We start from the raw sequence: 12,355 nt of genomic DNA, 5'->3' as shown, positions 1-12,355 counted from the left end.
TCTTATACACGACGCTTTTTAGGTGGCTTACAACCATTGTGAGGAATACCCGTCACATCGGTTATTTCTACAATTTTAAAATCCTGCGATATCAATTCGCGAATGGAAGATTCGCGACCTGGACCAGGACCATGCACAAACACAGCAACTGATTTCATACCATATTCCTTTGCTACTGCTGATGCCCTTTCGGTAGCAATCTGCGCAGCATAGGGAGTACTTTTTCTAGAGCCTCGGAACCCCGAGCCACCAGCAGTTGCCCAACATAGCGCGTTACCTTGCCGATCAGTAAAAGTCACAATAGTATTATTAAATGATGCATGTACGTGAACAATCCCATCTGAGACAACACGCTTTACTTTCTTTCTTGCTTTTTGCTGCTTTGACTTAGATATAGCCATCTCAATTTCCTACATATAAATTAGTTACTGCCTTTGCGTCGACCTTTACGAGTACGAGCATTGGTTTTCGTACGCTGTCCTCTTAGTGGCAACCCACGACGATGTCTAAGACCACGGTAACAACCAAGATCCATCAATCGCTTTATATTCATTGTAACTACACGGCGCAGATCACCTTCAACTGTCATTTTTGCAATTTCCGTCCGTAAAGATTCCAGCTGCTCTTCAGATAACTGGGACACTTTGGTTGACGGGTCTATGCCAACAGTTTTGCATAGATTTATAGAACTTGTTTTACCAATTCCATAAATGTACGTTAATGCAATCACGATATGTTTGTGATCCGGTATGTTAACACCTGCAATACGAGCCATTAATTTCTCCGAACGTAATTTGTTCTGTCACAAAGGGACAGAAGAATACTATTATAATGAACCAAAATCAAGCAGGTATTAACCTTGCTTTTGCTTATGTCGTGCATCCTTACATATAACGCGGATAATGCCATTGCGATTAATAATTTTGCAGTTCCGACAAAGTCGCTTTACTGATGCTCTAACTTTCATTAATAACTCCGATACTAATCATAAAAGACCAGGCAATTTAGTCCCTCTGAAATTCGCCTTTTTCATCAATGAATCATACTGTTGAGTCATAAGATGGGCTTGTACTTGTGCCACAAAGTCCATAATTACAACCACGATGATTAACAGTGAAGTTCCGCCAAAATAAAAGGGCACATGCCAGGTATACATCAAAATTTGTGGCAATAAGCAAACTAATACCAAATAGATTGCTCCAACCAAAGTCAAACGTGTCATAACCGAATCAATATATCGAGTCGTCTGTTCACCTGGTCGAATCCCCGGGATATACGCACCCGATTTTTTTAAATTATCCGCAGTATCCTTTGGATTAAACACTAGCGCCGCGTAAAAGAAAGCAAAGAACAAAATAGCAGCAGCATAAACGATGAGATATAGCGGTTGCCCAGGAGACAAAGCCATACCAATGTCAGCCAACCAATCCATGCCTTTCCCTTTACCAAAAAACTGAGCTAACGTTGCTGGCAAAAGTATTATGCTAGAAGCAAAAATAGGCGGAATCACTCCAGACATATTAATTTTCAGCGGTAAATGACTCGTTTGTGCAGCATAAACCTTACGTCCATGCGTTCGCTGCGCATAATTAACCCTTATGCGACGCTGAGCTCTCTCCATAAATACAACAAAACCTGTTACAACTACTACAATTAATGCAATCAGAATCAGAGTCAAAGCTTGCATCTGCCCTTCTCTAACCTGTTGGAAAACGGAAGCAATTGCATTCGGCATACTGGATACAATCCCAGAGAAAATAATCAATGAGATACCGTTACCTACTCCTTTCTCTGTAATTTGCTCTCCAAGCCACATAAGAAACATTGTTCCAGTAACCAAGGTTACTACTGCAGTAAAATAGAAAAACACATCTGCATGGAGAGCAATTTGCTGCCCTGCTAACCATCTAGCCATGCCTAAAGACTGAAATACAGCTAAAACAAGAGTTAGATAGCGCGTATACTGATTAATTTTTCTCCTGCCCGATTCTCCTTCCTTTTTCAACTGCTCAAGTTTCGGTGAAACGACCGAAAACAATTGAATGATAATGGATGCAGAAATATAAGGCATGATTCCAATGGCAAACACTGTCACTCGAGACAATGCTCCCCCTGAAAACATATTGAATAAACCAAAAATCGTATTTTGCTGTTCGCCAAAAAAGTTAGCCAACTTTTGGGGGTCAAGCCCGGGTACAGGGATGTGGGCCCCTAATCGATAGACTAATATTGCTAAGACAACAAAAAACAAGCGTGATTTAAGCTCAGCCAATCCACTTTTAGATTGGCCTGATGGTAGCCTTTGGTTATTCATAGTCACTCTTCAACACTACCGCCAGCTTGCTCAATGGCTGAGCGCGCTCCTTTGGTAACGCGTAGCCCTTTAAGCTTTACCGGAACGTTAATTTCACCGGAAAGAATAACTTTAACTTCACGGATTGACTTATTCACCAAACCTGAGGCCTTTAACACTTCTAAATCAATTGCTTCAGCTTTTAAGCCAGCCAATTCACCCAATGTAATTTGGTCAATGGTTCTACCGACTCTGGATTTGAAACCCATTTTTGGCAAACGACGCTGGATAGGCATTTGCCCACCCTCAAAATTAATTTTGTGGAATCCGCCAGCACGTGCTTTTTGTCCTTTGTGGCCTTTACCAGATGTTTTTCCTAAGCCAGAACCAATACCTCTACCGAGGCGCTTTTTACTGTGTCTTGAACCTGGATCTGGGGATAGCGAATTTAAATTCATTTTGCGCACTCCTCAACTTGTACCATATAGTAGATTGAATTGACCAATCCTCTTATGGCAGGATTATCTTGATGAACAACACTGGAATTCAATTTACCCAAACCAAGTTGCTTCGCAATCTGAACATGCTTAGGCTTTCGGCCAATCGTACTTTTCACCAAAGTAATTTTTAATTTTTTACTCATTACTATTCCGCCATTATTTCTTCGACTGATTTACCGCGCTTAGCAGCTACATAATCAGGAGTTCCAATATTAGTAAGCGCCGCAATAGTAGCACGAACAATATTGCTAGGGTTAGTGGAACCGATACTCTTAGCAAGAATATTTTGCACACCAAGCACTTCTAACACGGCACGCATTGCGCCACCAGCAATAATTCCCGTACCTTCACTGGCTGGTTTCATAAATACTTTTGAAGCACCATAAGACCAGGTAATTTCGTGATGGATAGATTTTCCAGCTAAAGGGATGTAAGTCATATTCTTTCTGGCTTGTTCCATCGCCTTTTGGATCGCGATTGGCACTTCGCGTGCTTTGCCACGACCGTAACCAACTTTGCCTTTACCGTCACCAATAACCACCAATACTGCAAAACCAAAAACACGACCACCTTTAACTACTTTAGCTGTACGGGTTACTGATACAAGCTTTTCTTGGTAACCTTCGGTTTTTGTAGATTCATCAAATGCCATAACCGTTCCTTAAAAATTCAGCCCAGCTTCACGTGCTCCAGTGGCTAAAGCTTTTACGCGGCCATGGTATTTATATCCCGCACGATCAAAAGAGACGTCAATAATGTTTTTAGCTTTTGCTCTCTCGCCGAGTAGCTTGCCAACTTGTTGAGCCTGCTCTACTTTTGTTTTTGCTAGTGAAGATTTGAGCTCTTTATCAAGAGTAGACGAAGCGACAATAACGATATCACCCTTTTCTCCGCGAACGACAATTTGTGAGTAGATATGTTCACCACTTCTATGAACAACTAGTCTTGGTCTAGTTGAATGACGCAGGATAGCCTTTGCTTTTAAACCACGTCGAATTCGGGCTTTATGTTTATTCATCATGATTTACACCTTATTTCTTTTTGGCTTCTTTACGAGCAATTGCTTCACCCGCATACTTAATACCTTTGCCTTTATAAGGTTCTGGCGGTCTAAAAGCGCGGATTTCAGAAGCAACCTGACCTAAGAGCTGTTTATCAATACCTCGGATTATAATAGTTGTATTATTTGGTGTTTCTACGGTTACGCCTTGAGGTAATTTATATTCTATAGGGTGCGAATAACCTAATGATAAAGTTACTGCTTTATTTCCTGCTTGCGCCCGATAACCAACACCGACCAACTCTAAAGTCAATTCAAAACCGTTGGTCACGCCTTTAACCATATTATTAACCAAAGCACGAACAGTACCTGCTTGCGCCCAAGCATTTGGATCATTAGAAGCCGGTTTGAAGACAATTTTGTTATTATCTTCTTTACACTTACTAACCTCTACATGCTTATTGTAAGACTGAGCCAAAGAACCTTTTGGTCCCTTAACCGTTAAAGTATCTTTGCCTACAGTCAGTTCAACATTGGCTGGCAAGTGTATCGGGGCTTTTGCTACTCTAGACATTTTATTCCTCTCAAGTATTAGGCCACTTCACAAAGAACTTCGCCACCAAGACCATTTCTTTTTGCAGCTATATGTGTCATTACCCCTTTTGAAGTGGATACAATAGCTACACCAAAGCCCGGAATTGAAGTGAGCTCTTTTGATGATTTGTATACTCTTAAACCAGGACGGCTAATACGCAAAATTCTGTCAATTACGGGTTTGCCATGATAATACTTTAAATGTATTGTTATTGATTTAAGATTATTCTCTGAAGACTCTACATCATAATCTAATATATAGCCTTCTTCTTTCAGCACCCTTGCAATTTCTTCTTTCAACTTAGAAGAATGAAGGGTAACAGTTCGATGTTTAGCTTGCTGACCATTACGAATTCTAGTCAACATGTCAGCGACAGGATCATGCATACTCACAGTTATTCTCCGTAGAATAAAATTTACCAGCTGGATTTACGACCACCTGTGACATTACCCGTCATCAGTTGTTGTCTTAGACAAATCCTGCAGAGTCCAAATTTACGATAAACGGCATGCGGGCGACCACATTGTTGACAGCGCGTACAATGCCGCACAGGGTTTGAGTTCAGTGGAAGCTTAGCCAGCTTAGCCTGAGCATCCGCAATGACATCAGAATCCTGAGACGACTTAATCAAAGCTTTTAATTCATTTCGTCGCTCTTGATACTTCGCAACCAATTTTGTGCGCTTTCTTTCACGAGCGATCATCGATTTTTTAGCCACAATAGTTTACCCTTCTTAGTGTTTATCTCTGTCTTTTAAAGGCAGATTGAATGCCTCTAGCAAAGCCTTCGCTTCCTCGTTCGTCTTTGCACTAGTTGTTATACAAATATCAAGCCCACGAATTCCATCGGTTTTATCAAAATCAATTTCTGGGAAAACGAGTTGTTCATGGATCCCCATGCTATAGTTTCCTGTACCATCAAATGATTTTGGGCTTAAACCACGAAAGTCACGTACGCGGGGCAAGGCAATTGTTATTAGTCTGTCAAGAAATTCATACATGCGCTCGCGTCTTAAAGTCACTTTACAACCGATTGGCCAACCTTCACGAATTTTGAAACCCGCAATAGATTTTTTAGCTTTTGTTACGACAGGCTTTTGACCTGATATCAAAGCCATATCCTCAAGAGCATGATTCATGACTTTTTTATCGCCCACAGCTTCGCCGACACCCATGTTCAAAGTGATTTTTAGAATCTTGGGTACTTCCATCACACTTTTGTAGCCGAATTTCTTCATCATCATATCGACTACTTCTTTTTTATAAAACTCTTTAAGTCTTGCCATTTCCATCACCTAATTAGACAAAGTCAATGACTTCATTGTTTGATTTAAAGTATCTAACTTTGTGCTTTTTACCGTCTTTCTCAAGGTATTTAAATCCCACCTTATCCGCTTTCTTGGATACGGGATTGTAAATAGCAACGTTAGAAGCATCTAAAGGAGCTTCACGAGTAATAATTCCGCCTCTTTGCTCGAGTTGTGGATTAGGTTTCACATGTTTCTTGATGAGGTTTGCACCTTCAACAACAAGTTTTTCACCTAAAACACGGCTCACTTTACCAATGTGGCCTTTGCTTTTGCCAGCGATAACAACGACAGTATCACCTGATCTTATGCGCTTCATAACTAATCCTTCTCACAATACTTCTGCTGCCAGAGAAATGATTTTCATAAACCGCTCTCTTAGCTCACGAGTTACTGGCCCAAATATACGTGTACCTATAGGTTCATTTTGGTTGTTCAAAAGCACAGCAGCATTACCATCAAAGCGAATGAGAGATCCGTCATCACGGCGCACACCCTGGCTTGTTCTAACCACGACTGCCTTCATCACCGCGCCTTTTTTTACTTTGCTGCGTGGTATCGCATCTTTAATGCTTACTTTAATAACATCACCAACGCGGGCATAACGTCTATGTGACCCACCAAGTACCTTGATACACATCACCTTGCGTGCTCCGCTGTTATCTGCAACATCGAGCACTGTCTGCATTTGTATCATTCTATTCTCCAGCTCTAAATTCGACCAGAAAAAGGCTGCTGATTATATCAGCCCTCTCGGTTTTTTAAAAGTAATCAAATAAGGATATTAGGAAATTACTTCGACTAAAACCCAGCTTTTCATTTTCGAAATTGGTCGAGATTCACGTATCTTAACGATATTTCCAATTTTACAAACTTGATTCTCATCATGCGCCTGAAGCTTAGTCTTGCGCTTCATGATTTTTCCATACTTAGGATGTCTAACAGTGCGCTCAACCATGACGACGATAGTTTTTTGCATTTTATCACTGACAACTTTACCTACAAGGGTTCTACCGTTTGTTTCGCTGCTATTAGTCATCGCTCTTTCCTACCTTCTCAGACATAATTGTTTTAACTTGAGCAATAGCTTTTCTAACTTGAGCAACCTGATGTGTCTTATCAAGAGTGCCATTTGCCTTTTTCATTCGTAAATTGAATTGGTTTTTACGCAGCGAAAGCAATTCGTCTTCCAGTTGCTGATGAGTAAAGCCTCTTAACTCTTTAACATAATCTTTCATCACATCACCTTGCGCTCTTCAAACATAACTTTGAAAGGTAACTTTGCTTTAGCAAGATCAAATGCTTCCATTGCTAGCTCTTTGGTAACACCTTCCATTTCAAACAGGACCTTTCCAGGTTGAATTTGCGCAACCCAGTATTCAACATTACCTTTACCTTTACCTTGACGAACTTCGAGGGGTTTTTGTGTAATTGGCTTATCTGGGAAAACTCTGATCCAGATTTTACCGCCCCTTTTAATATGTCTTGTCATTGCTCGCCGTGCTGCCTCGATTTGGCGCGCTGTTAGCCGCCCTCTTTCAAGAGCTTTAAGACCAAACTCACCGAAGCAGACTGTAGAACCCTTTTGAGCCAAACCACGGTTTCGCCCTTTCATTTGTTTACGATATTTCGTACGTTTTGGCTGTAACATGATTTAATTCCTCACTTACTTACCGCTTTCAATATTGCGGTTTTTCTGCGGAAGTACTTCACCTTTGAAAATCCAAACTTTAACACCAATAATTCCATAGGTGGTTTTTGCTTCAGCAGTACCATAATCAACATCTGCACGGAAAGTATGCAAAGGAACTCTTCCTTCTCTGTACCATTCACTTCGGGCGATCTCAGCGCCGCCTAAGCGTCCGCTCACACAAATTTTGATTCCTTTAGCACCCGCTTTCATCGCTGATGTAACTGCTCGTTTCATTGCACGGCGGAACATCACACGTTGCTCCAACTGCTGAGCAATGCCTTCGGCCACTAGAGTAGAATCCAGTTCTGGCTTGCGTACTTCTTCGATGTTCAAATGCACAGGCACGCCGAGTTTATCCGCAATTTCTGCTCTCAAGGCTTCGATACCGCCACCTTTTTTGCCAATAAGGACGCCTGGACGTGCAGTGTGAATTGTAACGACGGCATTGTTCGCTGGCCTTTCAATTCGAATCTTACTTACTGCAGCAGCCATCAACTTCTTTTTTAGCATTTTTCGCAGATTGATATCTTGATTCAAAAGTTGTGCGTAATTTTTACTAGCGAACCATTTTGAATTCCAATCTTGGGTTATACCTAATCGTATACCTATTGGGTTTACTTTTTGTCCCATTGCTATTCCTCGTCAGACACTGTAATTGTAATGTGGCAAGTGCGCTTACATATACGATTTGCACGTCCTTTAGCGCGAGGACTAATTCTTTTTAAAGTTGCTGCCTCATCTACACATACCACACCAACCTTTAGTTCATCGATATCAGCGCCATTATTGTTTTCTGCATTCGCAATAGCTGACTCTAATACTTTCAACATTAATTGCGCGCCCTTTTTAGGGGTAAATTTTAGAACATCTATTGCTCTTGAAACATTCATCTTGCGAATCATATCGGCAACAAGTCTACCCTTTTGGGCAGAAAGTGGTGCATTTCTTAATTTTGCTGTAACTTCCATCATTGACCCTCTTACTTACCTTTGGCTTTTCTGTCTCCAGAATGGCCTTTGAATGTACGAGTCATGGCAAACTCGCCCAGTTTATGGCCAACCATATTATCAGTGATATAAACCGGAACATGATCTTTACCATTATGAACTGCAATTGTGAGATCAATCATCTCTGGAACAATTGTTGAGCGCCTGGACCAGGTTTTAATTGGTTTCTTGGACTTAGATTCAATCGCCGTTTCAACTTTCTTTAATAAGTGATGGTCGACGAAAGGACCCTTTCTAATAGAACGTGCCACCTTGATATCCTCTTAGCTAATTACTTTTTCTTACGACTTCTGACAATAAAACGATCAGTACGTTTGTTACTTCTTGTCTTATATCCTTTTGTTGGTACACCCCATGGAGTAACAGGATGACGCCCACCTGAAGTCCGTCCTTCACCACCACCGTGCGGATGGTCCACAGGGTTCATGGCAACTCCACGAACTGTAGGTCTTATACCTCGCCAACGTTTGGCACCGGCTTTTCCAAGGGCACGCAAGCTGTGTTCACTATTACTTACTTCACCAATAACCGCTCTGCATGAAGTTAATACTTTACGCATTTCACCGGAACGCAATTTTAAAGTTGCATAGATACCTTCTTTAGCAACAATCTGTCCGCTGCAACCAGCGCTTCTTAACAGTTGCGCGCCTTTGCCTGGCTTCATTTCCACGCAGTGAATGGTAGTACCAACAGGTATATTGCGTAAGGGAAGGCAATTTCCGACGCTTATCGGAGAATCTTCACCGCTTACAACTGTATCACCCGCAGCCAATCCGGAAGGTGCAATAATGTACCGTCGTTCACCGTCTTTGTAAACAATTAATGCAATTAATGCGGAACGGTTTGGATCATACTCTATTCGTTCAACTTTAGCTTCAATGCCATCTTTATTTCGCTTAAAGTCTATTATGCGATATTTAGCACGAATACCACCGCCAATATGTCGGACTGTAATTCGGCCCTGATTGTTTCTTCCGCCAGTTTTATTTAACTTTTCTACAAGCGCAGCATGAGGCTGTCCCTTGTGAATATGATGGTGGACAACTTTTATCTCACCACGTTTTCCTGGTGATGTCGGTTTAGATTTTAATAATGCCATCTTAGTCTACCTTATTCTGTCACGCTAAAGTCGATGTCATAATTTTCTTGTAAAGAGACGAAAGCCTTTTTCCAATCGGATCGCTTACCGTTCAGTTGTCTGAAACGCTTTCTCTTTCCCTTAACATTCACAACGGACACGCTTCTAACTTTAACATTAAACATCTGCTCAACAGCCGATTTAATTTCATCTTTTGTGGCAGTTTTTAGCACTTTAAAAGTAAACTGCTTAAATTTATCAGCCATCACTGTTGATTTTTCAGAGGTATGAGGCTCACGTAATATCATTAATAAGCGTTCAGCGTTCATTGCAACTGCTCCTCTAAACTTTTAATGGCCTCTTCAGTCATAAGCACTTTCTCGAAACGCAGTAGGCTCACTGGATCCAGACAACTTACGTCACAGATATCAAACTGTATTAAATTACGAGAAGCCAAGTATTCTTGCTCTCCTACTTCATGCATAACTATTAATGCATTCTGCAAATTCAGCTCTTTCATTTTGGCAATGAAATCTTTCGTTTTATGCGATTGACATTGGAAGTCACTGACTACAATTAAATTACCGGTGCGATGAAGTTCGGAGATTATACTACGCAATGCGCGTTTGTACATTTTTTTATTAAGTTTTTGGCTATAATCTCGTTTCTTTGAAGCAAATGTAACTCCTCCCGAGCGCCACAGAGGGCTGCGGATAGTTCCAGCTCTTGCTCTACCCGTTCCTTTCTGACGCCAAGGCTTCTTTCCGCCGCCGCGAACTTCAGAACGTGTCTTTTGTGCACTGTTTCCACTTCGCGCATTGTTCATAAATGTAACTACTGCTTGGTGGATTAAGCCTTCATTATAGCTGTAGCCAAACACTTCATCATTTACTTTTAACTCAGTGTTAGTATCGATTGTTTTAAGTTCCATTATTTGCCCCTCACTCTTTTCTTAACAGCGGGCCTTACTTCAACTTTTGCACCTGGGCACCCGGGAATAGCACCTTTTATCAAAAGTAAATTACGCTCTTTGTCCACACGAACCAACTCTAAATTTTGTGTTGTACAACGCGCATTTCCCATATGTCCGGCCATTTTTTTGCCTTTAAATACACGACCAGGAGTTTGGTTTTGTCCAATAGAACCTACTACTCGATGCGATCTGGAGTTACCGTGAGTCGCGTCCTGTGTACGGAAATTGTATCGTTTTACAGTACCGGCGAATCCTTTACCTTTAGAATTTGCGGCAACGTCAACTAATTGCCCCTCATCAAAAACATCACCAATAGATATAACCTGCCCCGCAGTAAACTCATCAATCGAGTCTACGCGGAACTCACAAAGCATATCGCCTGCGTCGATCTGTGCCTTAGCAAAGTGACCCGTCAATGGTTTATTCACATGGCTAGATTTTTTCATGCCACCTGCAACCTGGATCGCAAGATAACCGTCTTTATCCATGGTTTTGATCTGAGACACGCGATTAGGTAAAACTTCTATAACCGATACTGGTATAGAAATCCCTTCCTCGGTAAATACACGTGTCATGCCGACTTTGCGGCCTAATAACCCAATCGTCATTTTAACACCTCGTTAAATAACCTTTACCCTATTATGACTATTCGTCATCAAGGCTAATCTGCACGTCCACCCCAGCAGCTAAGTCTAGCTTCATTAATGCATCCACTGTTTTCTCAGTAGGATGAACAATAACAACTAAGCGCTTATGGGTGCGTAACTCATATTGATCGCGCGCATCTTTATTGACATGCGGAGAGATCAATACAGTGAACTTCTCTTTGCGAATGGGCAAAGGTATGGGGCCCCTTATTTGGGCGCCCGTACGTTTTGCTGTCTCCACGATCTCACGAGTGGATAAATCGATTAACCGGTGGTCAAAAGATTTAAGACGTATTTTAATATTTTGATTGCTGCTCATTTCTATTACTCAATGATCTTAGATACAACACCAGCACCAACGGTGCGGCCACCTTCGCGGATTGCAAAACGTAATCCCTCATCCATAGCAATTGGGGAATGCAGATTAACAATCAATTTGACGTTATCACCTGGCATTACCATTTCTATTCCTTCAGGCAAATCACATGAACCCGTTACGTCTGTCGTTCTGAAATAAAATTGGGGCCGATATCCGTTAAAGAACGGCGTATGACGTCCTCCTTCATCCTTGGACAATACATAAACTTCAGCTTCAAACTTCGTATGAGGTTTGATTGTACCAGGCTTAGCCAAAACTTGACCACGCTCCACTTCATCTCGTTTCGTACCTCGTAACAAAATCCCAACGTTGTCACCAGCTCGACCTTCGTCAAGCAATTTGCGGAACATCTCAACCCCTGTGCACGTCGTCTTCTGCGTATCACGGATGCCCACAATCTCAACTTCTTCACCCACTTTAACAATTCCGCTCTCAATTCGGCCTGTTACTACCGTTCCACGTCCAGAAATTGAGAATACATCTTCAATCGGCAACAAGAAGCTCTTATCGATATTTCTTACTGGCTCAGGAATATACGAGTCCATCGTCTCAACTAATTTCTCTATCGCTGGAACACCTATCTCACTCGTATCACCTTCCAGGGCTTTTAACGCTGAACCAACCACAATCGGTATATCGTCGCCAGGAAATTCGTAGCTGCTCAATAAATCACGTACTTCCATCTCTACAAGCTCTAACAGCTCTGCATCATCAACCATGTCCGCTTTGTTTAAAAATACAACAATATAGGGCACACCAACCTGACGGGATAACAAGATATGTTCTCTCGTTTGTGGCATCGGGCCATCCGCAGCTGATACAACTAAAATCGCACCGTCCATTTGCGCCGCTCCTGTGATCATGTTCTTCACATAATCCGCGTG

Annotated in this window: 26 protein-coding genes; all 26 read right to left on the bottom strand. The window is 41.7% G+C overall.

All coding sequences use genetic code 11. The features are described from left to right. Positions 1-2: 2 nt before the first annotated feature. A complete protein-coding gene (gene rpsK / locus B5D33_RS08880; RefSeq protein WP_058452023.1) occupies positions 3-401 on the bottom strand; it encodes a 30S ribosomal protein S11 in 399 nt (132 codons plus the stop codon). A 20-nt stretch (positions 402-421) separates the two neighbouring features. Then, complete coding sequence (gene rpsM, locus B5D33_RS08875) at positions 422-775, bottom strand: 30S ribosomal protein S13 (protein WP_058452022.1); 354 nt, start codon at positions 773-775, stop codon at positions 422-424. A 78-nt stretch (positions 776-853) separates the two neighbouring features. Continuing rightward, entirely contained in the window at positions 854-967 is a 114-nt protein-coding gene (gene rpmJ / locus B5D33_RS08870) for a 50S ribosomal protein L36 (protein WP_074454232.1), read from the bottom strand. An 18-nt stretch (positions 968-985) separates the two neighbouring features. Then, entirely contained in the window at positions 986-2,314 is a 1,329-nt protein-coding gene (gene secY, locus B5D33_RS08865; RefSeq protein ID WP_058452021.1) for a preprotein translocase subunit SecY, read from the bottom strand. A 2-nt stretch (positions 2,315-2,316) separates the two neighbouring features. Further along, positions 2,317-2,751, bottom strand: coding sequence for a 50S ribosomal protein L15 (rplO, locus tag B5D33_RS08860; RefSeq protein WP_058452020.1), 435 nt, complete (start codon positions 2,749-2,751; stop codon positions 2,317-2,319). Beyond that, entirely contained in the window at positions 2,748-2,936 is a 189-nt protein-coding gene (rpmD, locus tag B5D33_RS08855) for a 50S ribosomal protein L30 (protein ID WP_045098326.1), read from the bottom strand. Before rpmD ends, rplO begins: the two co-directional genes overlap by 4 nt. A 2-nt stretch (positions 2,937-2,938) precedes the next feature. Further along, positions 2,939-3,445: a 30S ribosomal protein S5 gene (gene rpsE / locus B5D33_RS08850; protein WP_058452019.1), complete on the bottom strand. Its 507-nt coding sequence runs from the start codon at positions 3,443-3,445 to the stop codon at positions 2,939-2,941. Between the two features lie 9 nt (positions 3,446-3,454). Then, entirely contained in the window at positions 3,455-3,811 is a 357-nt protein-coding gene (gene rplR, locus B5D33_RS08845; protein WP_078767403.1) for a 50S ribosomal protein L18, read from the bottom strand. A 13-nt stretch (positions 3,812-3,824) separates the two neighbouring features. Further along, positions 3,825-4,367: a 50S ribosomal protein L6 gene (rplF, locus tag B5D33_RS08840; RefSeq protein WP_058452017.1), complete on the bottom strand. Its 543-nt coding sequence runs from the start codon at positions 4,365-4,367 to the stop codon at positions 3,825-3,827. Between the two features lie 17 nt (positions 4,368-4,384). After that, positions 4,385-4,774: a 30S ribosomal protein S8 gene (gene rpsH / locus B5D33_RS08835; RefSeq protein WP_459166962.1), complete on the bottom strand. Its 390-nt coding sequence runs from the start codon at positions 4,772-4,774 to the stop codon at positions 4,385-4,387. Between the two features lie 29 nt (positions 4,775-4,803). Continuing rightward, entirely contained in the window at positions 4,804-5,106 is a 303-nt protein-coding gene (gene rpsN, locus B5D33_RS08830) for a 30S ribosomal protein S14 (RefSeq protein WP_058452015.1), read from the bottom strand. 15 nt (positions 5,107-5,121) lie between these two features. Beyond that, a complete protein-coding gene (rplE, locus tag B5D33_RS08825) occupies positions 5,122-5,673 on the bottom strand; it encodes a 50S ribosomal protein L5 (RefSeq protein WP_058452014.1) in 552 nt (183 codons plus the stop codon). Positions 5,674-5,686: 13 nt separating this feature from the next. Continuing rightward, entirely contained in the window at positions 5,687-6,013 is a 327-nt protein-coding gene (rplX, locus tag B5D33_RS08820) for a 50S ribosomal protein L24 (RefSeq protein WP_058452013.1), read from the bottom strand. Positions 6,014-6,025: 12 nt separating this feature from the next. After that, positions 6,026-6,391 carry a 50S ribosomal protein L14 gene (gene rplN, locus B5D33_RS08815; protein WP_028388517.1) on the bottom strand — a complete coding sequence of 122 codons (366 nt, stop codon included), beginning with the start codon at positions 6,389-6,391 and terminating at the stop codon, positions 6,026-6,028. 87 nt (positions 6,392-6,478) lie between these two features. Further along, positions 6,479-6,733: a 30S ribosomal protein S17 gene (gene rpsQ / locus B5D33_RS08810; protein ID WP_058452012.1), complete on the bottom strand. Its 255-nt coding sequence runs from the start codon at positions 6,731-6,733 to the stop codon at positions 6,479-6,481. Next, positions 6,726-6,932 (bottom strand): 50S ribosomal protein L29, encoded by a 207-nt coding sequence (rpmC, locus tag B5D33_RS08805; RefSeq protein WP_058452011.1) that lies wholly within the window; start codon positions 6,930-6,932, stop codon positions 6,726-6,728. Before rpmC ends, rpsQ begins: the two co-directional genes overlap by 8 nt. Next, positions 6,932-7,345 carry a 50S ribosomal protein L16 gene (rplP, locus tag B5D33_RS08800; protein ID WP_058452010.1) on the bottom strand — a complete coding sequence of 138 codons (414 nt, stop codon included), beginning with the start codon at positions 7,343-7,345 and terminating at the stop codon, positions 6,932-6,934. The genes rpmC and rplP overlap by 1 nt, the downstream gene beginning before the upstream one ends. Positions 7,346-7,360: 15 nt before the next feature. Further along, positions 7,361-8,017, bottom strand: coding sequence for a 30S ribosomal protein S3 (gene rpsC / locus B5D33_RS08795; RefSeq protein ID WP_058452009.1), 657 nt, complete (start codon positions 8,015-8,017; stop codon positions 7,361-7,363). A gap of 2 nt (positions 8,018-8,019) precedes the next feature. Further along, the gene (rplV, locus tag B5D33_RS08790) at positions 8,020-8,355 is read right to left on the bottom strand and encodes a 50S ribosomal protein L22 (RefSeq protein WP_058452224.1); all 336 of its coding nucleotides are present in this window, start codon (positions 8,353-8,355) and stop codon (positions 8,020-8,022) included. 11 nt (positions 8,356-8,366) lie between these two features. After that, complete coding sequence (gene rpsS / locus B5D33_RS08785) at positions 8,367-8,645, bottom strand: 30S ribosomal protein S19 (RefSeq protein ID WP_045098313.1); 279 nt, start codon at positions 8,643-8,645, stop codon at positions 8,367-8,369. Positions 8,646-8,665: 20 nt separating this feature from the next. Beyond that, positions 8,666-9,493, bottom strand: coding sequence for a 50S ribosomal protein L2 (rplB, locus tag B5D33_RS08780; protein WP_058452008.1), 828 nt, complete (start codon positions 9,491-9,493; stop codon positions 8,666-8,668). Positions 9,494-9,504: 11 nt separating this feature from the next. Beyond that, entirely contained in the window at positions 9,505-9,801 is a 297-nt protein-coding gene (rplW, locus tag B5D33_RS08775; protein WP_058452007.1) for a 50S ribosomal protein L23, read from the bottom strand. Continuing rightward, complete coding sequence (gene rplD / locus B5D33_RS08770) at positions 9,798-10,403, bottom strand: 50S ribosomal protein L4 (protein WP_058452006.1); 606 nt, start codon at positions 10,401-10,403, stop codon at positions 9,798-9,800. The genes rplW and rplD overlap by 4 nt, the downstream gene beginning before the upstream one ends. Continuing rightward, positions 10,403-11,053 (bottom strand): 50S ribosomal protein L3, encoded by a 651-nt coding sequence (gene rplC / locus B5D33_RS08765; protein ID WP_058452005.1) that lies wholly within the window; start codon positions 11,051-11,053, stop codon positions 10,403-10,405. Before rplC ends, rplD begins: the two co-directional genes overlap by 1 nt. A 37-nt stretch (positions 11,054-11,090) precedes the next feature. Continuing rightward, complete coding sequence (gene rpsJ / locus B5D33_RS08760) at positions 11,091-11,411, bottom strand: 30S ribosomal protein S10 (RefSeq protein ID WP_058452004.1); 321 nt, start codon at positions 11,409-11,411, stop codon at positions 11,091-11,093. Positions 11,412-11,416: 5 nt separating this feature from the next. Further along, positions 11,417-12,355, bottom strand: a 939-nt coding sequence (tuf, locus tag B5D33_RS08755) for an elongation factor Tu (RefSeq protein WP_058452003.1), incomplete at its 5' end; no start/stop codon positions are given.

Source organism: Legionella maceachernii, assembly GCF_900167045.1.
Taxonomy (GTDB): Bacteria; Pseudomonadota; Gammaproteobacteria; order Legionellales; family Legionellaceae; genus Tatlockia; species Tatlockia maceachernii.
This window is presented reverse-complemented; position numbering and strand designations above follow the sequence as displayed.

Bases quoted from the DNA above. Each gene is read 5' to 3' on its own strand.
- rpsK (WP_058452023.1), bottom strand. From the start codon at position 401: ATGGCTATATCTAAGTCAAAGCAGCAAAAAGCAAGAAAGAAAGTAAAG.
- rpmC (WP_058452011.1), bottom strand. From the start codon at position 6,932: ATGAAAGATTATGTTAAAGAGTTAAGAGGCTTTACTCATCAGCAACTG.
- rplE (WP_058452014.1), bottom strand. From the start codon at position 5,673: ATGGCAAGACTTAAAGAGTTTTATAAAAAAGAAGTAGTCGATATGATG.
- rplO (WP_058452020.1), bottom strand. From the start codon at position 2,751: ATGAATTTAAATTCGCTATCCCCAGATCCAGGTTCAAGACACAGTAAA.
- rpsQ (WP_058452012.1), bottom strand. From the start codon at position 6,733: ATGACTAATAGCAGCGAAACAAACGGTAGAACCCTTGTAGGTAAAGTT.
- secY (WP_058452021.1), bottom strand. From the start codon at position 2,314: ATGAATAACCAAAGGCTACCATCAGGCCAATCTAAAAGTGGATTGGCT.
- rpsH (WP_459166962.1), bottom strand. From the start codon at position 4,774: ATGCATGATCCTGTCGCTGACATGTTGACTAGAATTCGTAATGGTCAG.
- rplP (WP_058452010.1), bottom strand. From the start codon at position 7,345: ATGTTACAGCCAAAACGTACGAAATATCGTAAACAAATGAAAGGGCGA.
- rplF (WP_058452017.1), bottom strand. From the start codon at position 4,367: ATGTCTAGAGTAGCAAAAGCCCCGATACACTTGCCAGCCAATGTTGAA.
- rpmJ (WP_074454232.1), bottom strand. From the start codon at position 967: ATGAAAGTTAGAGCATCAGTAAAGCGACTTTGTCGGAACTGCAAAATT.
- rpsJ (WP_058452004.1), bottom strand. From the start codon at position 11,411: ATGAGCAGCAATCAAAATATTAAAATACGTCTTAAATCTTTTGACCAC.
- rplN (WP_028388517.1), bottom strand. From the start codon at position 6,391: ATGATACAAATGCAGACAGTGCTCGATGTTGCAGATAACAGCGGAGCA.
- rpsC (WP_058452009.1), bottom strand. From the start codon at position 8,017: ATGGGACAAAAAGTAAACCCAATAGGTATACGATTAGGTATAACCCAA.
- rplB (WP_058452008.1), bottom strand. From the start codon at position 9,493: ATGGCATTATTAAAATCTAAACCGACATCACCAGGAAAACGTGGTGAG.
- rplC (WP_058452005.1), bottom strand. From the start codon at position 11,053: ATGACGATTGGGTTATTAGGCCGCAAAGTCGGCATGACACGTGTATTT.
- rplD (WP_058452006.1), bottom strand. From the start codon at position 10,403: ATGGAACTTAAAACAATCGATACTAACACTGAGTTAAAAGTAAATGAT.
- rpsM (WP_058452022.1), bottom strand. From the start codon at position 775: ATGGCTCGTATTGCAGGTGTTAACATACCGGATCACAAACATATCGTG.
- rplW (WP_058452007.1), bottom strand. From the start codon at position 9,801: ATGAACGCTGAACGCTTATTAATGATATTACGTGAGCCTCATACCTCT.
- rplR (WP_078767403.1), bottom strand. From the start codon at position 3,811: ATGAATAAACATAAAGCCCGAATTCGACGTGGTTTAAAAGCAAAGGCT.
- rplV (WP_058452224.1), bottom strand. From the start codon at position 8,355: ATGGAAGTTACAGCAAAATTAAGAAATGCACCACTTTCTGCCCAAAAG.
- rpmD (WP_045098326.1), bottom strand. From the start codon at position 2,936: ATGAGTAAAAAATTAAAAATTACTTTGGTGAAAAGTACGATTGGCCGA.
- rpsE (WP_058452019.1), bottom strand. From the start codon at position 3,445: ATGGCATTTGATGAATCTACAAAAACCGAAGGTTACCAAGAAAAGCTT.
- rplX (WP_058452013.1), bottom strand. From the start codon at position 6,013: ATGAAGCGCATAAGATCAGGTGATACTGTCGTTGTTATCGCTGGCAAA.